General features: G+C 37.5%; 23 protein-coding genes and 1 pseudogene. 10 read left to right on the forward strand and 14 right to left on the reverse strand.

The window, feature by feature from the left end; translation table 11 throughout:
* Nucleotides 1-75: 75 nt before the first annotated feature.
* From NI468_RS12445 to cadR, 6 genes are all read right to left on the reverse strand, one after another.
* Nucleotides 76-975, reverse strand: coding sequence for a cation diffusion facilitator family transporter (locus NI468_RS12445; protein ID WP_004665978.1), 900 nt, complete (start codon nt 973-975; stop codon nt 76-78).
* An 85-nt stretch (nt 976-1060) separates the two neighbouring features.
* Complete coding sequence (locus NI468_RS12450) at nt 1061-4219, reverse strand: efflux RND transporter permease subunit (protein WP_004281852.1); 3159 nt, start codon at nt 4217-4219, stop codon at nt 1061-1063.
* Entirely contained in the window at nt 4209-5444 is a 1236-nt protein-coding gene (locus tag NI468_RS12455) for an efflux RND transporter periplasmic adaptor subunit (RefSeq protein WP_004281853.1), read from the reverse strand. The genes NI468_RS12450 and NI468_RS12455 overlap by 11 nt, the downstream gene beginning before the upstream one ends.
* 1 nt (nt 5445) lies before the next feature.
* Nucleotides 5446-6813 (reverse strand): TolC family protein, encoded by a 1368-nt coding sequence (locus NI468_RS12460; RefSeq protein WP_004281854.1) that lies wholly within the window; start codon nt 6811-6813, stop codon nt 5446-5448.
* Between the two features lie 49 nt (nt 6814-6862).
* Nucleotides 6863-7273: a hypothetical protein gene (locus NI468_RS12465; protein ID WP_004733191.1), complete on the reverse strand. Its 411-nt coding sequence runs from the start codon at nt 7271-7273 to the stop codon at nt 6863-6865.
* 141 nt (nt 7274-7414) lie between these two features.
* Complete coding sequence (cadR, locus tag NI468_RS12470; protein WP_004281856.1) at nt 7415-7807, reverse strand: Cd(II)/Pb(II)-responsive transcriptional regulator; 393 nt, start codon at nt 7805-7807, stop codon at nt 7415-7417.
* Nucleotides 7808-7897: 90 nt separating this feature from the next.
* Between cadR and NI468_RS12475 the strand changes: the two genes are divergently transcribed.
* The 3 genes from NI468_RS12475 to feoB are packed head-to-tail and all read left to right on the forward strand — an operon-like array spanning nt 7898 to nt 11269.
* The gene (locus tag NI468_RS12475; protein WP_005253114.1) at nt 7898-9178 is read left to right on the forward strand and encodes a cation efflux transmembrane domain-containing protein; all 1281 of its coding nucleotides are present in this window, start codon (nt 7898-7900) and stop codon (nt 9176-9178) included.
* An 11-nt stretch (nt 9179-9189) separates the two neighbouring features.
* Nucleotides 9190-9450 carry a FeoA family protein gene (locus tag NI468_RS12480; protein WP_004281857.1) on the forward strand — a complete coding sequence of 87 codons (261 nt, stop codon included), beginning with the start codon at nt 9190-9192 and terminating at the stop codon, nt 9448-9450.
* Nucleotides 9440-11269 carry a ferrous iron transporter B gene (feoB, locus tag NI468_RS12485; RefSeq protein ID WP_004281858.1) on the forward strand — a complete coding sequence of 610 codons (1830 nt, stop codon included), beginning with the start codon at nt 9440-9442 and terminating at the stop codon, nt 11267-11269. Before NI468_RS12480 ends, feoB begins: the two co-directional genes overlap by 11 nt.
* A 122-nt stretch (nt 11270-11391) precedes the next feature.
* Here feoB and NI468_RS12490 read toward each other — a convergent pair whose 3' ends face one another.
* Nucleotides 11392-12348 (reverse strand): arsenic resistance protein, encoded by a 957-nt coding sequence (locus tag NI468_RS12490; RefSeq protein ID WP_004665958.1) that lies wholly within the window; start codon nt 12346-12348, stop codon nt 11392-11394.
* 10 nt (nt 12349-12358) lie between these two features.
* Entirely contained in the window at nt 12359-12808 is a 450-nt protein-coding gene (locus NI468_RS12495) for a recombinase family protein (RefSeq protein ID WP_082190876.1), read from the reverse strand.
* 37 nt (nt 12809-12845) lie between these two features.
* Between NI468_RS12495 and NI468_RS12500 the strand changes: the two are divergent.
* Nucleotides 12846-13007, forward strand: a pseudogene (locus NI468_RS12500) (IS6 family transposase); the annotation flags it as partial.
* A 41-nt stretch (nt 13008-13048) separates the two neighbouring features.
* On the opposite strand, the gene NI468_RS12505 reads toward NI468_RS12500, so the two are convergent.
* Nucleotides 13049-13351, reverse strand: coding sequence for a helix-turn-helix domain-containing protein (locus NI468_RS12505; protein ID WP_001140620.1), 303 nt, complete (start codon nt 13349-13351; stop codon nt 13049-13051).
* A complete protein-coding gene (locus NI468_RS12510) occupies nt 13344-13700 on the reverse strand; it encodes a type II toxin-antitoxin system RelE/ParE family toxin (protein WP_004733202.1) in 357 nt (118 codons plus the stop codon). Before NI468_RS12510 ends, NI468_RS12505 begins: the two co-directional genes overlap by 8 nt.
* A 778-nt stretch (nt 13701-14478) precedes the next feature.
* On the opposite strand from NI468_RS12510, the gene NI468_RS12515 reads away from it, so the two are divergent.
* Entirely contained in the window at nt 14479-14808 is a 330-nt protein-coding gene (locus NI468_RS12515; RefSeq protein WP_004733205.1) for a four-helix bundle copper-binding protein, read from the forward strand.
* A 129-nt stretch (nt 14809-14937) separates the two neighbouring features.
* On the opposite strand, the gene NI468_RS12520 is transcribed toward NI468_RS12515, so the two are convergent.
* From NI468_RS12520 to NI468_RS12535, 4 genes are all read right to left on the reverse strand, one after another.
* A complete protein-coding gene (locus NI468_RS12520) occupies nt 14938-15231 on the reverse strand; it encodes a type II toxin-antitoxin system RelE family toxin (protein WP_000221358.1) in 294 nt (97 codons plus the stop codon).
* Nucleotides 15221-15466 carry a type II toxin-antitoxin system RelB/DinJ family antitoxin gene (locus NI468_RS12525; protein ID WP_000246755.1) on the reverse strand — a complete coding sequence of 82 codons (246 nt, stop codon included), beginning with the start codon at nt 15464-15466 and terminating at the stop codon, nt 15221-15223. Before NI468_RS12525 ends, NI468_RS12520 begins: the two co-directional genes overlap by 11 nt.
* 82 nt (nt 15467-15548) lie before the next feature.
* Nucleotides 15549-15866: a hypothetical protein gene (locus NI468_RS12530; protein WP_000900860.1), complete on the reverse strand. Its 318-nt coding sequence runs from the start codon at nt 15864-15866 to the stop codon at nt 15549-15551.
* Nucleotides 15867-16403: 537 nt separating this feature from the next.
* Nucleotides 16404-16772, reverse strand: coding sequence for a plasmid mobilization protein (locus NI468_RS12535; protein WP_005166870.1), 369 nt, complete (start codon nt 16770-16772; stop codon nt 16404-16406).
* 304 nt (nt 16773-17076) lie between these two features.
* Here NI468_RS12535 and NI468_RS12540 point away from each other — a divergent pair, with 304 nt between their 5' ends.
* From NI468_RS12540 to NI468_RS12560, 5 genes are all read left to right on the forward strand, one after another.
* On the forward strand, nt 17077-17412 hold the full coding sequence (locus NI468_RS12540; protein WP_253102160.1) for a hypothetical protein: 336 nt from the start codon (nt 17077-17079) through the stop codon (nt 17410-17412).
* 628 nt (nt 17413-18040) lie between these two features.
* On the forward strand, nt 18041-18973 hold the full coding sequence (gene repM, locus NI468_RS12545; RefSeq protein ID WP_086045016.1) for a replication initiation protein RepM: 933 nt from the start codon (nt 18041-18043) through the stop codon (nt 18971-18973).
* A gap of 59 nt (nt 18974-19032) precedes the next feature.
* Nucleotides 19033-19593 (forward strand): plasmid replication DNA-binding protein, encoded by a 561-nt coding sequence (locus NI468_RS12550; protein WP_004282224.1) that lies wholly within the window; start codon nt 19033-19035, stop codon nt 19591-19593.
* Between the two features lie 12 nt (nt 19594-19605).
* Nucleotides 19606-19749, forward strand: coding sequence for a hypothetical protein (locus NI468_RS12555; RefSeq protein ID WP_001125247.1), 144 nt, complete (start codon nt 19606-19608; stop codon nt 19747-19749).
* Between the two features lie 307 nt (nt 19750-20056).
* Entirely contained in the window at nt 20057-20929 is an 873-nt protein-coding gene (locus tag NI468_RS12560) for a restriction endonuclease (protein ID WP_253102162.1), read from the forward strand.
* Nucleotides 20930-21207: the final 278 nt, after the last annotated feature.

The raw sequence follows: 21207 nt of genomic DNA on the forward strand, positions 1-21207 counted from the left end.
ATAGAAGTGTAATACAGGAAAATGGTAAGGTTTATCAGCCTAGTCATCTGTCCATTATGTAGAAAGAGCAGCACTTTAATGTTTATGCTGTTCCAATGTATTACATTCCTTACTTTCTATTTGTAACGTAATTTCAGTAATACTATGATTATGTTTTAGAACGTCTAAGGCCTTTTGATAGAGCTGATCTGGATCGCTATTAGGAGCAACCAAATGAGCAGTTAAATGAATGTTTTTTGAAGATATAGCCCAGACTTTCAACTGATGAATCCCTTCAACACCCTCTAGCATCAATAAATCATTTCTTAACGACTCAATATCAATCTCATCAGGAACCCCTTCAAGCAAAATATGGATACTTTGTTTTAATAAAACCCAAGTTCGAGGTAAAACCCAGAAGCCAATTAACACAGCGATTACGGTATCTACCCACATCCACTGGGTAAAATAAATGACCACTCCTCCGATAATCACGCCTATCGATCCCAGTGCATCACTAAGGACTTCTAAATATGCGCCTTTCACATTTAGACTTTCTTGAGCACTCGCAGAAAGGATTTTCATTGAAATCAAATTTATGACCAAACCAATGACTGCGACAATCATCATTCCAACACTTTGAATTTCAGCAGGATGCGTAAAGCGTTGGTAAGCTTCATAGACAATATATATCGCCACCACAAAAAGCATCACTGCATTAAACAGAGCCGCTAAAATTTCGAATCGCTGATAGCCAAAAGTTCTTTTATCATCTGCGGCTTTTTTACCAATTTTGATAGCAGCAAGAGCAATAGCTAATGCGGCTACATCAGTAAACATGTGAGCGGCATCAGACAGTAATGCTAAACTTTGGGTAATAAAAGCAGCGACAACTTCTACTATTAAAAAAGTAGTCGTTAAACCCAAAGCAAACATTAATTTCTTACTATTTCCTTCAGTAACAACCGCATGGCTATGATCATGATGTTCTGACATAAAATTTTCCTTATTCAATCCATGATTAGCAGAGATACTTGAGACAGGCTCAATATCTCTGCTAAAAATTGCTTAATCTAATGGATTAAGAAGCTTTCTTTTCATTCATCCAGCGGTACAGTACGGGCAATAAAACCAATGTAAGCAGGGTAGAGGAGATAATTCCTCCAATAACCACTGTTGCTAAAGGTCTCTGTACTTCTGCCCCAGTTCCGGTTGCCAAAGCCATCGGGACAAACCCAAGGGACGCCACACAAGCTGTCATCAGCACAGGTCTAAGACGCAAAATTGCACCCTGCCACGTTGCATAATAAAGGTCATATTGTTGTCGCAACTCTTTGATAAAGGTAAGCATGACTAAGCCATTCAGTACAGCCACCCCCGATAGTGCAATGAAGCCAACCCCTGCTGACATGGATAATGGAATGTCACGCAACCACAACGCGATTAAGCCTCCACATAAGGCAAACGGTACACCACTAAAGACCAGTAAGCTTTCTTTGATATTATGGAATACAGCCATCAATAAAATAAAGATCGTCAACAATGCGAGCGGAACCACCAATTGCATACGCGCTTTTGCAGACATCAGATTTTGAAATTGACCGCCATAATCTATCCAATAACCGCTTGGTAATTCCTGTTTGGATAACGTGCTCTGAAGCTCTGTTACGAATGAGCCTAAATCACGTCCTTCTACATTTGCAGTAATAACCACTCGACGTTTACCATTTTCACGGCTGACCTGATTAATACCCAGGATATTTTCAACGCGTGCCACATCTTGCAGTTGGACTAAACCACCATTCGGCAATTGAATAGGAAGTACCGCTAACTGTTCAGGACTACGCTGGGATTCATCTAGACGGATGACAAAATCAAAACGCTTGTCTCCCTGTAAAATTGTTCCAACATTCTGGCCACCGACACTTGTAGCTACCAGATCCTGAATTGCTCTTACCGACAAGCCATATTGTGCAGCTCTGGACTTATCCACCTCTACATTCAACAAGGGTAAGCCACTGGTCTGTTCTACATTAACGGCTGTCGCGCCTGAAATTGAGTTAATTTTTTGAGAAATTTTATTCGCTTCGCGATTTAGAATCTCCATGTCATCACCAAATAATTTGACACCCACATCACTTCGCACCCCTGAAATTAACTCGTTAAAGCGCAGTTCAATGGGTTGCGAGAACTCACTGTTATTTCCCGGCAATGTCGCTAAGAAAGTAATCATTCTTTGGCGAAGCTCATCAATCGTTTGTTTTGGATCAGGCCATTCATCATGAGGTTTTAACAGTACCACGCCATCTGAAATGTTGGGTGGCATAACATCTGTGGCCACTTCTGCTGTACCGGTACGAGCAAAGATCGCTTTAATTTCAGGAAATTCTTTCAACAGTAACTTTTCAGTATTTTCCTGCATTCTCAGTGACTGTTCTAACCCTGTACTTGGGGAACGCATTTGCTGAACAGCAAAATCACCTTCACCCAGTTGAGGTGCAAACTCGCTACCTGTTTGAGTGGCTAGCACGCCCGTAAGCACTAAAATACAGGCAGCCACAATAGTCACAAATAAACGAAGCTCATAGGCTTTATCTAAAAGCAGTTCATATTTGGTTTTAAGCCAATGCATCCAGCGACTTTCGGTTTCCTTGACTTCTCCAGTGACAAATAGGGCAACTGCGGCTGGCACAAAAGTGACAGATAAAATCATGGCCCCAATTAAAGCCAGTACAACAGTCATTGCCATAGGATGGAAAAGTTTGGCTTCTACACCCGTCAGGGTAAAGATAGGTAGATAAACCACCAAAATAATTAACTGTCCAAAAATCAGAGGACGACGCGCCTGTTTTGCAGCCAAGAAGACTTCTTTAAATCTTTCAGAACGGCTAAGTAAACCACCTTTCAGCTTCTGAGCTTCTGCTAGCCGACGGATACAGTTTTCTACAATAACCACTGCACCATCAATAATAATACCGAAGTCCAGTGCCCCTAAACTCATCAGATTTGCACTAATCTTCTGCTCTGCCATTCCCGTCAAGGTAAACAGCATTGACAGTGGAATAACGCAAGCCGTGATCAGCGCAGCACGGAAATTACCTAGAAAGAGAAATAAAATAACAATGACGAGGATTGCACCCTCAATCAAATTTTTCTGAACGGTTTTGATCGCCCGATCAACCAAATGCGTACGGTCATACACAGTCTCAATCACCACACCTTTAGGTAGCGATTGCTGGATCGATTGCACCTTTTCATCAATGGCTTGAGCAACGGTACGGCTATTTTCTCCCATCATCATCATGGCAATACCCAATACAGTTTCTTCACCATTATAGGTTGCAGCCCCTGTTCTCAAGTCATGACCAATTGAGACATTGGCGACATCTGCCACCCGAATCGGATAGCCGTTTTTATTGGCAATACTGATGTTCTGGATATCTTCAATCGTGTTTAAAGTGCCGGGAACACGAACCGTTAGCTGTTGTCCATTTTTCTCAATATAGCCAGCACCACGGTTTTCATTATTCTCTGTTAAGGCAGTTTGTAAATCAGACAAAGGAATTTGCAATTGTTGCAATCGGTTCAGATCCGGGGCAACCACATAGGTTTTATTAAAGCCACCAATGCTGTTGATCTCCGCAACGCCTTTTACGCGCTGTAATTGTGGCCTTACAATCCAATCCTGAATTTCACGTAAATCCATAGCCGAATAAGCGGTCCCATCCGGTTTTTTAGCATTTGGTTCGGCTTTAATCACCCATTGATAGATTTCACCTAAACCTGTCGAAATAGGTGACATGTTAGGTTGCACATCTTCAGGCATTTCTCCCATTGCTTCTTGCAAGCGCTGGTTGATAAGCTGTCTGGCCCAGTAAATATCCGTGCCATCTTCAAAAATGATGGTCACTTGCGATAAGCCGTAGCGTGAAATAGAACGGGTTTGTTCCATTTTCGGCATGCCTGACATGGCATTCTCGATTGGATATGTAATCCGCTGTTCCATTTCTAAAGCCGTAAAACCATTGGCTGAAGTGTTAATCTGCACCTGAGTATTGGTAATATCTGGTACAGCATCAATCGGTAACTTTTGATAACTATAAATACCAATAGCAATCCAAGCCGCAATAAACAGCATGACCCAGATTGCGTTATGGATAGAAAACTGGATCAGTCGATCAAACAGTCCTTCAGGTTTTACCGATTCGTGGTCTGGAATTTGAGGAGTTTCAGTGCTCATGTGAAGCCTCTCCTTTTTCCAGCTCGGATTTCAGTAAAAAACTGCCTTGAGCGGCATATTTTTGTCCCTGACTAAGCCCACTCACCACTTCAATCCATTGGCTCTCCCCAGATGATTGCCCTAATTTCACAGGTTGCGGACTGAATTCAACTTTTTGTCCATGCTGAGTGGCGACAAAAACCACATCTTTTCCATCGACATTCTGAACTGCGGACTTAAGTACCCGTAATGCGGTACTTTCACTCCGTTGTTGCAACTGTACGTTCACCATCAAGTTTGGACGTAATTCGGTTGCATTCGATTCAACTTTTGCTCGCACCTGAAGACGACCTGTTTGAATATCCGCTTCAGTATTTAAAGTCTGAATAACAGCTTGATAAACCTTTTCTGTTTGCAAGGATTTAAATTCGATCTTTTGATTCGGGGCTAAGCCCATAATTTCAGAATTTGGAACAATAAACTCAAGCCAGAGTTGATCTAACCGGTCTATCGTAAAGAGTTGATCGGCTAACTGAACATTTTCCCCGAGAACCAAATCCTTTTTACTGATCACGCCAGAAATGGGAGCTTTCAAAATATAGCGTCCGTTACTGGCATTCACTGCACCAAATGCACTTAAACGTGATTGGGCCGCTTGAACCTGAATTTGTGCCCGTTTATAGCTGTTATAAGCACGTTGATAGTCCTGTTTTGCTGAAATGCCCTGTGACCAAAGCTGACGCTCACGATCATAGTCTTGTTTCGCCAGTTCAAGGTTGGTTTGTTCAATTTTAAGATTGGCCTGCTGATCAACTAGATCAGGAACAAGCAACGCAGCCAAAGGCTGTCCTTTCTGAACTTTTTGACCGAGTTCTACATAGACATTTTCTACATGACCACTAAAACTCGGTGAGACGTGCGCTTGCTGGTCAGTATTCACATTCAGTTTGGCAGGATAAGAACTTAATTTAACCACCGGGCCTTGATCGACCGCTGATAATTGTATGCCCTGTTCCACCAGTTGCTTGGCAGTCAGGCTCACACCTTCTGCATGCTCTTCGGTTTCACCGCCATGTTCTTCTCCGCTTTCTTCCTCTGCATGTTCATCTGATGTTTCCGATTTATTCTTACCAGTTAAGATCAAAAAAATACTGAGGAGTACGGTAGCGCCGATAACCAAACTAATCAGTAGAGGTTGAGAGATTTTTCCGCTCTGTTTTTTTAAGCTGTTTTTAAGATCGAACATGTTAATTTCCCCCACCAATGACAGGCATGGCCTGTATGTCTTGCCATAAGTTTTGATTGATTTGTGCAATAGCATCTTTCGACATGACTTCACTTGGGCTAATGCCTAAGCTCAAACTTTCTGCTTCAATGGCCTTTTGCCAGCCATCCCGTAACAACTGGACTTTACGCAGACGGATGTCTTGTAATTGAAGCGTGGCTTGCTGAACATCGGTTAAAGCAAACTTGCCTGCCAAGAAACCTTGTAGCGTCTTACTTTGAACTTGAGTCGCCAAAGGAATTTGAGTCTCGTCAACGACTTTGAATTGCAGCTCTAAACCCTGCAACTCGGTTAAAATTGTGCCTATTTGCAGCGCATTTTGCTTCAGATAAAACTCTTTCTGACGCTCTAATAAGTTCATTTTTTCTTGCGCGATTTTTATGCCATTTTGCTGACGATCGAAAATATTAAGCGGTACACTGACTCCGACTACTAATTGATTTTGTGTGGAGTTTTCCAAGGATTGGGTGCGGTTGACACCTAGGTTTAAAGTGGGGTTAGGACGTGCCTTTGCCCTTAGTTGATCAACCGTTGCTTGAGACTCTAATACCAGTAAAGCTCGATATTTCTCAACGTAGTTTTCCGCTAAATATTCTTGAACCTGTTCATGAGTCGATTTTGGCCAGAGCTTTTGTGAAGAGAGGTTTACCTGCAATGACTTATCAGACGTACCCCATAAATTTGATAATTGTTGGGTGGCCACTTGTACCTGTAAGTCTGCCTGTCTAAAAAGACGGATATTTTCAGCATGGCTTAAACGTGCGCGATTTACATCTACTTGGGCAATACTGCCTGCATTAAAGCGCTTTTCGATTGCTTGAAGGTTTTCTTGGCTCACCCGAAGTTGTTCATTGACAATGTTTTTTTCAAGTTCAGCAATGGCCAGTTGTGACCATACATATTTCACTGCAAGCTCAATTTGTGCTTGATAAATCTTCTGTTTCAGCGCTGTTTTATCTGTAGAGAGACTGGCTAATTTTTGGTTTGCTCTTCGCTCACCAAAAATATCCAAGGGTTGTGATATGCCAATGGTAAGCTCTTTTTCATTATTTGAACCAAATCCCGTTTGTTCAACTGACAGTTCAGGATTTTTAAACAGCTTACTTTGCTGAAGATTCGTGGCATTAATGCTGTTTTGCGTTTCCCAGAAATTTTGGGACGCTTGATATTGGTTAACCTGCTCAATAGCTTGCTGCAGCGTTAAATCTTGAGTACTGGCGACTACGGAAGTACTGAAGCTGATCATTGCAGATAGCAAGATACCGCTACCTAAGGCTGACCAGGATAAATTCAGGATGGAGGTATCCTGATGTAATTTGTTTTTTGACATGAAAATGCCCCACGCATAATGAAATTAGGAGTGGTGGGCTTTTATAAGACTACCCCACCAATAGTAGGGGCAAATCGGGAGGCGGGGTTAATTGATCCAGATAAGGGGGTTTATAAAAAGTTATTCCCAAATAAGTTGGGGTAATGCCGGTCTCAAAATTAGCTTTAAGCTTCAGATCATCGGGTGGGTCAATCTGAATCACGATTGTATTTGAGAAATGACTGCACTTTTCGTTAAAACAAACCTTCTGACAATAGTCATAGATTTCTTTATAGTTTTCTAGGGAATAAAGTGCTTGACGAGGACTATCACTCTTTTCGTCTAAATCGATTGGATTAGAGAGTATTGAATTGGGTATGTTTGGCATTTCATGCAGACAAGCAGCCTCTGCCACACTCCAAATATTCTGGAATGTGAATAAGAGTACCAATATCTGGATTAGAAATGTTTTTCTCTTCATACACAAATCTGTATTTAAAACACCAATCGGAAGCTAACCAAAGCTATCTAAGATCTGATCACAAAATTTAAGTCACCTTAATCTTTTTGCAGCCTTAAGTAAAGATATACAGAGTTTTTGAAAAAGCATAGGTCTAGATAATCAAGCTAGATTTTTTAGAACTCCACATTGGTCAATTGTACATAAACCATCACAAGTACCTCTTAAATCAGATAATTGTTCAATAAGCTTTTGTTGCTTGATTATATTTTCTCTGATAGCACTGACATGTAAGTCAATTAATTCATTCACATCTGAACAATTTTTCTTGGGATTATCTTTATAGGTGAGTAATTGACGAATTTCATTCAAACTCATATTTAAAGTTCGGCAATTCAAAATAAACTTAATTCGCTCAACATAGCCTATATCGTAAAGGCGGTAATTTCCTTCCGTTCTTTCGGGTTCCGGAATTAAACCTTCCTTTTCATAAAACCTAATTGTTAATACTGAACATGAGGTTTTTTTAGAGAGTTCACCAATTTTTAAATGCATTGAGTTGGTATTTCCAAAAAATCTTGACTCTATAGTAACTATAGGGATTCTAATATTCAAAGTTTATAAATTTTTTTAATGGGTATAATTATGAGTGGTTGTGGATGTAGTAAAGAAACACCATGCGAAGATAAGAAATCTCAACAAGAAAATCATCCATCAATTGCAGAAGCAAACAATTCAAAGAATTGTGATAATACGCTTAGCTGTTGTGGTGAAGAGGAAGAAAAAAAATCTTCATCTCCTTGCTGTAACACTTCAAACAGTTGTGAAGATACCGCTCAATCCTGTTGTGGTTCTGATCCCAAAGAAAATTTAAGCACTGAAGACGTTTTAAAAGATTCGCACTACATGAGTGAATACTTAGTTCCCAAAATGGATTGTTCTGCGGAAGAACAGATGGTTCGTATGGCGCTATCTTCAATTGATGGTGTTCAAAAACTCATCTTTGATTTACCTAACCGGTCTTTAAAGGTTCTACATAATCAAAAAGATGAAAATATAACTACCAAACTTGAAGCTTTGGGTTTTGGTGCAAAGCTTGTGAAGACTGAAACTTATATAAGCAATCAACAAGCTAAGCAAACAAGTACCTATACCATTCCTAAAATGGATTGCTCTGCTGAAGAGCAAATGGTCCGTATGGCTCTTGCAGATATTGAAGCAGTTAAAGGTCTTACTTTTGATCTTCCCAATCGAAAACTGAAAGTCTTCCATAATGAAGGGAGTCAGCAAATTACGGCCAAACTTGAAGGACTGGGTTTTGGGGCGAAACTTGATGAAACACAGCTTTCTTCAGGCGATATACCTAATGAACCTGATCCTGTGAGACAAGCTAAAGTACTTAAACTGTTATTAGGCATTAATGCTCTACTTTTCTTTATAGAATTCATCAGCGGAATTATTGCTGCGTCTACAGGATTGATTGCTGATTCTCTAGATATGTTTGCCGATGCAGCCGTTTATGGTATTGCGCTATATGCCGTCGGAAAAGCTGCGAAATATCAAGTGAAAGCAGCCCATTTCGCAGGTTGGATTCAGTTATTACTTGCTGTCATCGTGATTATTGATGTCATTAGACGATTCATGTTTGGAAGCGAGCCAGAATCAACGCTCATGATTGTTATTGGCCTGCTCGCACTTATAGCTAACGTGACATGCTTATATCTTATTTCTGGTCATCGAGAAGATGGCGCACATATGAAAGCCAGTTGGATTTTCTCGGCGAATGACGTTGTCGTAAATATGGGCGTTATATTTGCCGGTGTACTCGTGGCGTGGACGGGATCAGCTTACCCAGACTTAATCATTGGCATCCTGGTTTCTTTATTCGTGCTTAATGGTGCTCGAAAGATTTTGGCTTTGAAGTAAGAGTATCGAAAATGAATCTATTTCAAGTTAAACAAAATCAGATCGTCAAAATTAGAGATCTCAAAAAAGGTAATCAATACAGTCATACCACTGATCCCGTATTGGAACGGCTCCAACTATTAGGTTTTAGAGAGGGTGAAACTCTACAAGTACTCACTAAAGGTGTTTTTGGCGGAGATCCTGTTTTAGTTCAAATTGAAACTTCAAGATTCGCATTAAGAAAGAATGAAGCTGAAAGAATTTTTGTAGAGTTAGTATCCAATGAAGATTAAGAACATTGCATTAGTCGGTAATCCAAATTGCGGAAAAACCTCTTTATTTAATACGCTTACTGGTACGCGACAAAAAGTTGCCAACTATGCTGGGGTTACCGTAGAAAGAAAAGAAGGTTCTTTTAAATTACCTTCTGGTGATGCAATACGAGTATTGGACTTACCCGGAACTTACAGTTTAAAACCTAGTAGTTTAGATGAAGAAGTCACCAGGGCAGTTTGTTTGGGCGAGCTAAAAGGTGAAATTCTACCCGATATTTTTATATGCGTTGTAGATGCCACAAATTTAAGCTTACATTTGAGCTTGGTTCTCGAAGTTCGTGCTCTAAATCGCCCTATGATTCTTGTATTAAATATGATGGATGAGGTCAAAAAGCGTGGTATTTCCATTGATAAGGATAAACTGTCTCAACTGTTAGGTATCCCTGTAGTTGAAGCTGTCGCAGTTAAAACAAAAGGAATTCAAGATTTAATTAATCAATTAGATCAAAAAAATCTTTTTATTACTCCTTATCATTCTGAATTAAGTCATTTTGAACAGGTCAAACAAATCACCAAACAAGTTATTTTAAATAATGACAGTGGTGATAAAAGAACCGCATTTCTAGATAAAATTTTTCTACATCCTGTATTGGGTTTAGTAATCTTAACTTTAACCATGTTTGTGATGTTCCAGGCGGTATTTATATGGGCAACGCCTTTTATTGAATTCATTGAAAATTTTGTCGCATGGCTCAGTGATTTTATTGGACCACTAATCCAACATCCTCTATTAAAAAGCTTGGTTGTGGATGGGGTAATTGCTGGTGCAGGTAGCGTGCTTGCATATATGCCTCAGATTTTGATTTTATTCTTCTTCATTTTAATGCTTGAAGAGTCAGGCTATTTACCCCGAGCAGCATTTCTTTTAGATAAATTAATGTCTAAAGCCGGGCTTAGCGGCCGTTCATTTATTCCTCTGCTATCCAGTTTTGCTTGTGCGATTCCCGGAATTATGGCAACCAGAAGTATCAGCTCTGAACGGGACCGATTAGCAACAATTATGATTGCACCCTTGATGACCTGTTCAGCAAGATTGCCAGTATATGCTTTATTGATCGCGGCATTTATTCCGAACCAATTAATCTACGGCTGGTTAAGTCTGCAAGGATTAGTCCTTTTTGGTCTTTATATGTCGGGAATAGTCTCAGCGTTATTAGTTTCAGTGTTTCTGAAATTGGTTCGAAAAGATAAAACTGAAAGTATTTTTATTTTTGAACTTCCCACATACCGAATTCCAGATATTAGAAATATTGCATTAGGCTTATATGATAGGGCAACTATTTTCTTAAAACGAGTTGGTGGCATTATCGTCGCACTGTCTATCTTGTTATGGGTGCTAGTCACGTTCCCTCAACCACCAGATAATGCAAGCATGCCGGCCATTAACTATAGTTTAGCTGGTCAGTTAGGACATTTAATTCATCCTATATTTGCGCCTATTGGGTTTACATGGGAAATATGTATTGCACTCATTCCTGCTATGGCAGCAAGGGAAGTTGTAATTGCTGCTCTTGGGGTGATTTATGCGATGTCAGGTGATGAAGATACAGTAACTCAAAGTCTGTTAAGTCAAATTTCAGGCCCGGATGGATGGGGGTTAGCCACAGGTTTATCATTATTGGTATGGTTTATTTTTGCTCCCCATTGTCTTGCTACGTTAGCAACAATTAGACGAGAAACTGGCAGCTGGAAACAGCCCATCATTATGGCAACTTATTTGTTTGCATTAGCCTACATCTTTTCATTCATCACATATCAAGTTGCGAGTAAGTTTTAATTAGCAAATGAATAAAAGAGGGGGGGAGCTAGCTCCCCCCCCCTTTATTAAATTACTCGATGTAAGCGTGGGCTTCTGAATACTTTTATCTAACTATAACAACTACTTAAATGTTTAAATCTCTAGGTTTTGAATAGTCGAGGTATCAGACGAATATAGATTGGTAAAAAGCATAGTTCAACGATAGTCTGAGTCAAGATTACAGCAGGAATTATGGGCATACTTCCCGGAATTGCAAAAGCTAATGGAAGAATAACAAATGAATTTCTATATGATGCTGAAAAGGACACAGCACTAGCAGAGCCAGATTCTAATCGAAAAATACGAGCAATTATCCAACCCACGAATGGAGCAATAATGGCAAAAGAAATATAAATTGGTAAAGCTTGAAGAGCTGCACTTTTTGCAAGCCCAATTTGAGGCATAACTGATGCTAGGACGATAAACAAAACTAGGGCTGTGGCAGGTACAGGAAATAAGTTTAGGCTTTCAGCCACTTTTTCTGCTTGTTCATTTCTATTCCCAATGAACTGAACTATAGCTGCCATTGCTAAGGGTGCAACAATGAACCATACAAACGCATGGACAAAAGGACCAATTTCAACAAGCTGAGCTACCTCTTCTCCGAGGAGTACACCAAGATAAATTGGTAATAAGATCATTTGGATAAGCAATAATACAGGTGTCATCGCAAGTAATAATCTTGCATTACCTTTCCCAACATGGGTGAAAGTAATCACATAATCAATACACGGTGCTAGTAGAACAAAAAGTACAGCTAAACGAATAAGTGGGTTTTCAGGTAAAAATTGTATTAGACCTGCCGTAATTAAAGGTAAGGCAATAAAGTTAGTAATAAGTAATGCAGAAATAAAACGTAAATTTTTTAATGCCTTGCCAATTTCTGCAATAGGTACTTGTAAAAAAGTAGCAAATAACATTAATGCCAGTGCAGGGTTAATCAAACTTTCTAAAATCGTCGCTCCACTGATGGTTAATCCAAAAATAACTCCGATAAAGATGGTACAGAAGTAGATTTTGACTTGATTATCTTCAAGAAAATTTCGAATATTTTCCATTTTAATTGAGTTACTCACTTGCTTTTAAATAGCGGTATACCGCCTGGCGACTAATTCCAAATGCCTGGCCTAATGCCATTTTTGAAGGGTACTTTCCTTCCTTCCATTCTTGTCTTAAAGCTTCAGCCTGTTCAGGTTTCAATTTATGTACACGCCCTTTGTACTTTCCTTGAGCAGAGGCCAGTTTTATTCCTTCTTTTTGACGCTCTAAAATGATCTCACGTTCGAACTGTGCAAAAGCGCCCATCAATTGCAGCATCAAATTATCCATCGGGGTAGATTGAGCAGTGAAAGTAATATTTTCTTTTACGAACTGGATGGCAATTCCTCGTTTGACCAGTTTATCTACTTCAGTGACTAAATCTTTTAAGCTTCGAGCAAAACGATCCATGGAATGTACAATCACCCTGTCCCCTTCCCGGACATAGTTCAACAGGCACTGTTGCAAATAACCACGAATGGTAAGCTGAAGACTGTTTTAGCTAAAGGTGCAGCATATGAATCCTTTCCATGGTCGGCATTTTCAGGGCGAAATCATTCTTTGGGCTGTGCGCTGGTATTGTAAATATGGCATTAGCTATCGTGAACTGCAGGAAATGCTGGCCGAACGGGGTGTGAATGTTGATCACACGACTATTTACCGTCGGGTTCAACGTTATACGAATCTAAAAATGGGAGCCTATAGCTCCCATTTTTATTGTTAAACGTTGAATCCTATATGTTTTCCTGTTGGAAGCTCTACATCAATACGGAGCTTCCCACCCATTGCCTCAACATACTTTTTCATGGTTGAAATCTTAAGATCATTGCCACGATTTTCTATTGCTGAAAGCGATGGCTGTTTTATTCCCAAAGTTTCAGCAAGCTCTTTTTGAGAAATTTCGAGTTCTTCACGAATAAGATGAAGCTGATTTTCTAGCAGTAATTCATCTGCCATTTTTTGAATACGGGCTTGGCTCTCTGGAGAGCGGCTAGCTAACAATTCTTGCAGAGTCTTAGCCATTAGATTTATCTCCTAGGGTAGTGAGATGAAGTTGGTATTGTTCATCTGCAATATCCAGCATGTCTTTATAAAAACGCTTTTTACCGCCTTTATCAGCAATACATAGAACAATAGCCTGTCGTAAGGGATCAAATGCGAAGAAAGCTCTTAAGGGTCTACCGCGATGTTGAACGCGCAGTTTTTTCATATTGGTAAATTTAGACTCATACACAGTATCTACTAAAGGGCGGCCTAAACTCGGCCCCTGCTGCTGTAGAACAACCAGGGCAGCTAGGACCTTCTCTTGAGTAGATTCATCTTGCTGTTCAAGCCACTGATTAAATAGATCTGTCGTAATGACTGTCCACATACCACAACCAAAATATAGATTATAGTCTATATTTTAGAGGCATTATGCTTGTTTTGCAAATGAGAAATGATAGGTAATAAAAAACCCCGGCATCCTGCCGGGGTTTTTCATGTTTTCTCATGTGCTTTCAATATCCTCGGATCCCTATCGAATAACTTATAATTATTGTTTTATGTTATGAAACTTCCTGTTCCCGATGAGTTCATCATAGGAAAATTCCAGTATCGCGGATAGCCGCAAAGGGCCGAGTTTCATGTGCGCCAGAGCGTACAAAATAGCCTAAATTTTATCCACAGCAATTGGGGATATTTTTGGAACCTGGATCCGCATGAAATGGGCACTGATTGCCGAATTGATCATTTATTGATCAAATTTCTTGGCAAAATGTTACAGATTCGCTTAAAAACTCACCAACTTATTACAAAAGCCATTTTTTGTGCATTTTGTGATCATGGTGAAATTTTTAAGTTGTTGATATTTATATTAATATACAAGTGTACTTCGTATAACGCCCATTATGTTAAATAGAGGGAAAATCTATTTTTAAAGTGATAAAATTATTGTAGTTATTTTAAGAATAGCTGCTTTTGATACTTGATCATCTATCCTAATTAAAAACTGTTTTTTAATAATTTGGAATATAAATAAGATTTAGTTAAAATTAACATTATTCATATAAATTAACATTATGTATTACATTTACTAATAATTTAAAATAATTAGTAGAAAAAAATTATGTTTTAATTATTTCTTTGATTATATAAATTGAGAGTAAAAAATGATTAATACGAAATTTTCAGAGTGTATTTCTGCATGTACAAACTGTTCACTTATTTGTACTGAATGTGCAACTTCTTGTTTAAAAGAAAAAGATTTAGAGATGATGCGTGAATGTATTCAACGTTGTCTAGAATGTGCAGATATTTGTCAGTTATGTGTGCGTATGCAACAACATAACTCACCTTTCCTCAAAGAGATTTGTGAGCTTTGTGCTAAGATCTGTGAATATTGTGCGGAAGAGTGTGAAAAACATTCACATGATCATTGTAAAAAATGTGCTGAGGCTTGCCGTCAGTGTGCAGAAGAATGTCGAAAAATTGCCATGTAAAATACTTCAATAATGTTAATTATATGGCTCTAGACTAACATAATCATTCTGCTAGTCTTAGAGCCTTTCCTAAAATTAACATAATACACCTTATACGAAGCCAAAAATGGGAGCTTTAAGCTCCCATTTTTAGTCTTTAATTCGCTTTTTCGCTTCGTCATAAACTATGCTATCAGCTCGTTTTCCGACGGTAATGAGCAGGATAACTACCTGATCATCTTTAACTTGATAGACAAGTCGGACACCAGCTTTTAATAATTTGATTTTATAGCAACCTGCAAGATCGCCTCTAAGCATATTCTTTGGAATATGTGGCTGCTCTATGACTTTGGCTAGTTTCTTTTTAAATTGATCTCGTATAGCAACAGGGAGTTTTTCCCATTCTGCTGTAAAGTCCTTGTGACGTAAAAGCTTATAAGTCATCTAATGTGACTTCCTCAAACATCTCTTTAGGATCATTAATGCGCTTACGGACAAGAGCTAATAATTCTTCATCTTCTTCCGAAAGCAAAGCTTTTTTAACAGGCAGTTTCCCAGTCGTAGCAACATACTCAAGAATACTAGTGAAGAAATCCGTAGGTGCAATACCTTGCTCTTTAAGGATTGAATAAGATTTTTCTTTAAGGGCTTCATCGATCCTGAAGTTAACAGTAGCCATCATATTTCCCAAGTATTTAATGTACTAGGAACAGTGTAATGCAAATTGCATTACAAGTCGACTTCGCATAACAACCATTATGTTAAATGGAATGTTTATGAGAAATTAATAGTCTATTTTTGTTTGAGATTGAAGTATATTTAAAAAAGTTAAGTTGTTTTTTTAAATGCATAACTTCATCTTTTAGTTTTTTGATTTGTTGCTCTCTTTCGTCCTGTATAGGGTAAGTAAGTTCACCAAATTTTCTAACTAACTGACTGTATTCAATCAATTTATTGTAGTCAAGTTCGAAATCTCCGCTTTTTATATATTTAAGTATAGTCGAGCGAGGTTTTTTATACGCTATAGCAGCATCACTGATCGAAAATTTTTTTAAAAAATGATGATTTTTACCTAGCATACTATTTCACTTAAGGCATTATTAATTTCGTATATATATGTTAATAAAATTAACACATACAAGATATAAATCTTTAATCATTATTGGTTAATAATCGAACGTTTACTTTACACATGCCCTACTCTGATAATTTTTCTATTATTAAATCAATATGCTTTTAAAAATTTATATTATTAACATAATACACCTTATACGAAAGGCCCTATTCACGGGCCTTTTGATCATCTGATTAACATAAAATCTCTTATACGAAATTCATCAGGCTAACGCCACTATACAAGGGCACACACCTTACACTTTTTTAGATTAGCTATTGGATACAGTGCTAAAAGAACGGCTGGCTAACGCCACTATACAAGGCATCACACCTTACACTTTTTTAGATTAGCTATTGGATACAGTGCTAAAAGAACGGCTAGCTAACGCCACTATACAAGGCATCACACCTATACACTTTTTTAGATTAGTTACTTGAATACAGCTCTGAAGGGACAGCTGGCTAACGCCCCTATACAAGGGGACACACTTTACACTTTTTTAAAACTTGATCGCGGATCTGACTTTAGAAATGAATAGATCAATGGAATTTTGGTTCTTAGAAAAATCCAGCAGCAGCCCATTTACTTTAGATCGGATCTCTTTCGGATCAGTCAGTTCTCCATTCATTAAGTTTTTCAGTAGTCCACCCACTTTATTCATATCTGATTTTAGGCTGCGAATTTCCTGGATTGTTTTTATATCAGTCAGACTTTTAGGTTGATAACCCAATCCTAGATCACGCAAATATTGAGAAGCTGATAAATTTCCCTGAGCAGCATTTTCTTCAATTTGCTTTTTCTCCGCTTCAGTTACCACAACTTGAATTACTTTTTGGCGTATCCGTTTTGGCTTTTTTTGTTCAGTCATTTTTTGATTTCCAGTACATTTTGGCTATGCCAAAAGCTCCGCAGGACAAGATGCCACGTTGAGCTGAAAGCGAATAAGTCGGGTAATTTATATAACCAAGGCTTGCCATGTTATATAACATTACACATCTTGCCAATACCACTGAAAGTTCAATTGCACATAAACGCATATAATTGCACATCAAAATGAATAAAAACCATTTAAAAGCTTATAGTTGCAGATAATTTCATATAAAATCATATAAAAGCTCTTAATTGCATATAGTTGCACATAATTGCATAAATTAAGGAAAGAGGAAGTTATTATGGTTACCAGGCATGGCGCTAAAAAATTCATCATCTCTGTATTACCAGAAATAGAAAAACGGCTAGAAGCTGGTTATACAATTAAGGAAATCCACGCTGATTTACCTGAGCTAGCGAACAATATTTCTTACAGTTCAGTTTTGCGAAATTTGAATAAAATGGGAATGAGTGAAAAAAAGGTACATTTACATAAAATAGAAAAATCAGTGGACCTGGATACTGCTTCTAGTTCTAGCCAAAAAATAACGAATGCTGAAAGAAATCTTGAAAATCTACAGAAGCGACCTAAGAAATTTAAATTTGATCATGGAACAAATGATAAGGAATTAATCTGAATCCTCTTTAAATGTAGCTCTAAATGCTGCCTGTTTGCGATTTAAGCTCAAATTCACACTGGAAGGTACAGAACGAGTGTCTACGAGTGAAATCGCTGAAATTCGCGCTTAGACCCTCTGAAAAACAGCTTTTTAGGCTGTGAAGCCTAAATAAGCATAAATCACATGCAAAAAACTGAGTCTAGATCGAGCGCAGCGAGTAAAAAAGCTCTATGAGCGAAGCGAATTCATCGTGCTTTTGCTTTTTCTTAAAGTCACAACGAGATAAGCCAAAAAATTGCCCCGACGAATCGAGCGAAAGCGAGATTCAATAGAGTTTGAGCGTAGCGAAAACCAAGGGCAATTTTTCCTTGCCTGGGCTTTTAATTATTTTAATACTTTTAAATACTTTTAGACATGCTGAAAGCCTTTGTTCACAATGCTTTCAAGGGTTATATGACTACGTTTACCTACCAATATGACTACGTTTACCTACCAATATGACTACGTTTACCTACCAATATGACTACGTTTACCTACCATAAGTCTACTTATTTTTTTTTGTAGATTTAACTACGTTTACCTTGCATTTAACTACATAATATTTTATATAGATTTATATTCAGAAATAAAAAAGTAGACTAATAACATGCGAGATCTAGTTGTAAAAGATAATGCTTTAATTAACGCAAGCTATAACCTAGATCTAGTTGAACAGCGACTTATTCTTTTAGCTATTGTTGAAGCAAGAGAAAGTGGTAAAGGAATTAATGCAAACAACCCTTTAGAAGTCCATGCAGAGAGCTATATCAATCAATTCAATGTTGCAAGACAGACTGCCTATCAAGCATTAAAGGATGCTTCAAAAGATTTATTTGCTAGACAATTTAGCTATCAAGAGATGAATAAACGAGGAAATATCGAAAACGTACTAAGCCGATGGGTTAGTGAGATTCGTTATGTTGATGCTGAAGCGACTGTTAAGTTAATTTTTGCACCTGCTATTGTTCCATTAATTACTAAACTCGAAGAACAGTTCACTAAGTATGAATTACAGCAAGTTAGTAATCTCAGTAGTGCTTATGCTGTACGTCTATATGAATTATTGATCGCATGGCGTAGCACTGGCCAAACTCCTGTTATAGAGCTTGAAGAGTTTAGAAAAAAAATTGGTGTGCTTGATGATGAGTACACAAGAATGGGGAACTTTAAAGACAGAGTCTTACATCTAGCTATGGCTCAAATTAATGAGTTTACAGATATCACTGTTAAGTATGAGCAGCATAAAAAAGGACGTTCAATTTATGGCTTTTCATTCTCATTCAAGCAAAAGAAAAACGTTAACAAACCAAATCTAGAAGCTAGAGATCAAAACACCTTAGATATTTTCACCAAGTTAACAGATGCTCAGCGTCATTTATTTGCTAACAAATTGTCAGAACTGCCTGAAATGAGTAAGTATTCTCAAGGCACCGAAAGCTATCCGCAATTTGCCGTACGAATTGCCGAAATGCTATTAGATGTTGAAAAATTTAAAGAACTATATCCATATCTAGTAAAGGTTGGCTTTCAAACAAAATAAAGATAATGTTCAGTAATATGCTCACCTGAACATCCTTGTACATGAACAGAGGGATTGTATTGAACACTACAAAATTTAGCGTTATGGACGCAAGTAAAGCCTTTAAAAAATCACGGACAACAATATATGAGGCTTTAAAAAATGGTGAATTATCAAGAGATAATGATGGTCTAATAGACTTATCTGAACTTATCAGAGTTTATGGCAACCCAGTCGGTGTTCAGTCCAGTACACGTACTGAACAAGTTCAGAAGGATGTACAGGTACACGTTCAATCTGAAGTCGAAAATCTATTAAAAGATCAGATTTCTTTACTAAAAAATCAGTTAGATTTAGCAAATCAAAGAGAAAAGTCTTTGATGCAACATATTGAAGATCTTACTCATAGAATTGAGTTTAAAGGCACCTTAGAACAGTCACAACAAGAAAATATTGATAAGCTAAATGAATCTACAAATTCAAATATAGCAACGGATCCTCGGTCACAGACTGACTCTAACTATGACGAATTGACTACTTCCGAGAGTAAACGGATCCATCTTCCTGAGCATGTTGAACCAGAACCTAAAAAACGTGGCTTATTTGGCCGTGTGCTGAATGCTGTTTTTGATAATGACTAAGGGAGAGAGATCATGCCGAAACTGAAAGATATTGCCCTAGGAATTATTGTGGCTCCGCTGCTGATCCCCATCATGCTGATTGCATCGTACCAGGATAAAAAGGCACTCAAAAAAGAGCTGGATGAACGCCAAAAAGAAAAAGACCAGGCATCCTGATTATTCAATTAACCTAAACAAAGTCGTGAAACTTTGATTAAATAATAAGCGTGGAACGTGAATAATCATGAAAAAGCCGTTCCAGTGCGCTGAACCCTAGAACGGCTTTGACTAAGATATTGATGCTTATAAGGAAATTTCAAGCATTTCGTATAAGGTGTATTATGTTAATTTTAGGAAAATTGAAGAATTAAAAGTGCAAAGTAATTATAAATAAGCTTATGAAATGGCTTCAGTATTACTAAAACTGAATTATATTTTTAAGATATAATTTTCTATTAAGAATTAAACTATAAGAGATTTCTACATGTTTTCCTTTTTTAAAAAATCGCTTTCTGCCGTAGAACTGTCTAAATTAATTATTAATGAAAGTGGCCAAGAAGAATGGTTTATTAATCATTTTCATAGAGATAGCACACCATTTTTTGGAGATAATCTTGAAGAAATTTGCGGATCAATAAAAACAGCAATAATTAGACATTATTTAATATCTAATAATTATATTTCTAAATTACTCTTAAAAAGAAAACAACTAAGATATATTGATTCTTATGGTGACTTAGTAGAAGAAGACTGGAATAAAGAAGTCAAAAAATTCACAAAAAAAAGATCAGGTGAAATCCTAGAATTTGTTATAAATTATACACCTGAAGTAATTTATAAAGAATTAAAAAAGCAAAAACAGTATTATTATCCTGATTCTGAGAATTTTTATTATGAGATTTTATCAATAGTTGAATTGAACGAAATTTACGAATGTACAGATTTAGAAGATAGGATAGCGTTATTAAAAAACATCGATAATATTGATACAGATAACTATTTAGTAGATGAACAAAAAGACTATCATGAGTATGAATCTATAGTTAGTAACATGTTTGAAATACTAGGTTGGGATACATTGATTACACCAAAAAGTGGTGATCAAGGTGCTGATATTATTATAGAAAAATATAATATGAAATTTGTCGTTCAATGTAAACTGTATAGCCAACCTGTTGGAAACAAAGCTGTTCAAGAAGTTATAGCTGCCAAAGGATTCTATGAGGCTTTCGGGGCTATTGTCGTTACAAATAATGACTATACCAAATCTGCAAGACAGCTTGCAGAGTCTCATTCAGTAATATTATTACATGATTCCCAAATACTTGAATGGAATAACATATTTGATGAAAGCTAACTAGAGGAGATATAGGCTATAGAATATTACTTTGATATAGCTTAACTATATTTGACTAGAAAAATTCAAATACCACAAAAATAATGTCCATTTAACATAATGGCGGTTATACGAAGTACACTTGTATATTAATATAAATATCAGATACTTATTTAAGCCATAAAAATCTAAAAATGCCCCAAAAGCTGATTTTGAAACAAGTCGGCTTTTTTATGTTCGATTCTGTAAGCTTTTGCCAATAAAAAATGGAAGAACTTTGCAAAATTTACAATTTTGTA

The sequence above is a fragment of the Acinetobacter lwoffii genome (assembly GCF_024129355.1).
In the GTDB taxonomy this organism is placed as follows: domain Bacteria; phylum Pseudomonadota; class Gammaproteobacteria; order Pseudomonadales; family Moraxellaceae; genus Acinetobacter; species Acinetobacter lwoffii_I.

Excerpts from the sequence above, each read along its gene's own strand:
- NI468_RS12555 (WP_001125247.1), top strand. The coding sequence starts at position 19,606 with ATGCCGAAACTGAAAGATATTGCCCTAGGAATTATTGTGGCTCCGCTG.
- NI468_RS12460 (WP_004281854.1), bottom strand. The coding sequence starts at position 6,813 with ATGTCAAAAAACAAATTACATCAGGATACCTCCATCCTGAATTTATCC.
- feoB (WP_004281858.1), top strand. The coding sequence starts at position 9,440 with ATGAAGATTAAGAACATTGCATTAGTCGGTAATCCAAATTGCGGAAAA.
- cadR (WP_004281856.1), bottom strand. The coding sequence starts at position 7,807 with ATGCATTTAAAAATTGGTGAACTCTCTAAAAAAACCTCATGTTCAGTA.
- NI468_RS12450 (WP_004281852.1), bottom strand. The coding sequence starts at position 4,219 with ATGAGCACTGAAACTCCTCAAATTCCAGACCACGAATCGGTAAAACCT.
- NI468_RS12475 (WP_005253114.1), top strand. The coding sequence starts at position 7,898 with ATGAGTGGTTGTGGATGTAGTAAAGAAACACCATGCGAAGATAAGAAA.
- NI468_RS12560 (WP_253102162.1), top strand. The coding sequence starts at position 20,057 with ATGTTTTCCTTTTTTAAAAAATCGCTTTCTGCCGTAGAACTGTCTAAA.
- NI468_RS12505 (WP_001140620.1), bottom strand. The coding sequence starts at position 13,351 with ATGGCTAAGACTCTGCAAGAATTGTTAGCTAGCCGCTCTCCAGAGAGC.
- NI468_RS12465 (WP_004733191.1), bottom strand. The coding sequence starts at position 7,273 with ATGAAGAGAAAAACATTTCTAATCCAGATATTGGTACTCTTATTCACA.
- NI468_RS12445 (WP_004665978.1), bottom strand. The coding sequence starts at position 975 with ATGTCAGAACATCATGATCATAGCCATGCGGTTGTTACTGAAGGAAAT.
- NI468_RS12520 (WP_000221358.1), bottom strand. The coding sequence starts at position 15,231 with ATGACTTATAAGCTTTTACGTCACAAGGACTTTACAGCAGAATGGGAA.
- NI468_RS12480 (WP_004281857.1), top strand. The coding sequence starts at position 9,190 with ATGAATCTATTTCAAGTTAAACAAAATCAGATCGTCAAAATTAGAGAT.
- NI468_RS12535 (WP_005166870.1), bottom strand. The coding sequence starts at position 16,772 with ATGACTGAACAAAAAAAGCCAAAACGGATACGCCAAAAAGTAATTCAA.
- repM (WP_086045016.1), top strand. The coding sequence starts at position 18,041 with ATGCGAGATCTAGTTGTAAAAGATAATGCTTTAATTAACGCAAGCTAT.
- NI468_RS12530 (WP_000900860.1), bottom strand. The coding sequence starts at position 15,866 with ATGCTAGGTAAAAATCATCATTTTTTAAAAAAATTTTCGATCAGTGAT.
- NI468_RS12515 (WP_004733205.1), top strand. The coding sequence starts at position 14,479 with ATGATTAATACGAAATTTTCAGAGTGTATTTCTGCATGTACAAACTGT.
- NI468_RS12525 (WP_000246755.1), bottom strand. The coding sequence starts at position 15,466 with ATGGCTACTGTTAACTTCAGGATCGATGAAGCCCTTAAAGAAAAATCT.
- NI468_RS12510 (WP_004733202.1), bottom strand. The coding sequence starts at position 13,700 with ATGTGGACAGTCATTACGACAGATCTATTTAATCAGTGGCTTGAACAG.
- NI468_RS12540 (WP_253102160.1), top strand. The coding sequence starts at position 17,077 with ATGGTTACCAGGCATGGCGCTAAAAAATTCATCATCTCTGTATTACCA.
- NI468_RS12455 (WP_004281853.1), bottom strand. The coding sequence starts at position 5,444 with ATGTTCGATCTTAAAAACAGCTTAAAAAAACAGAGCGGAAAAATCTCT.
- NI468_RS12490 (WP_004665958.1), bottom strand. The coding sequence starts at position 12,348 with ATGGAAAATATTCGAAATTTTCTTGAAGATAATCAAGTCAAAATCTAC.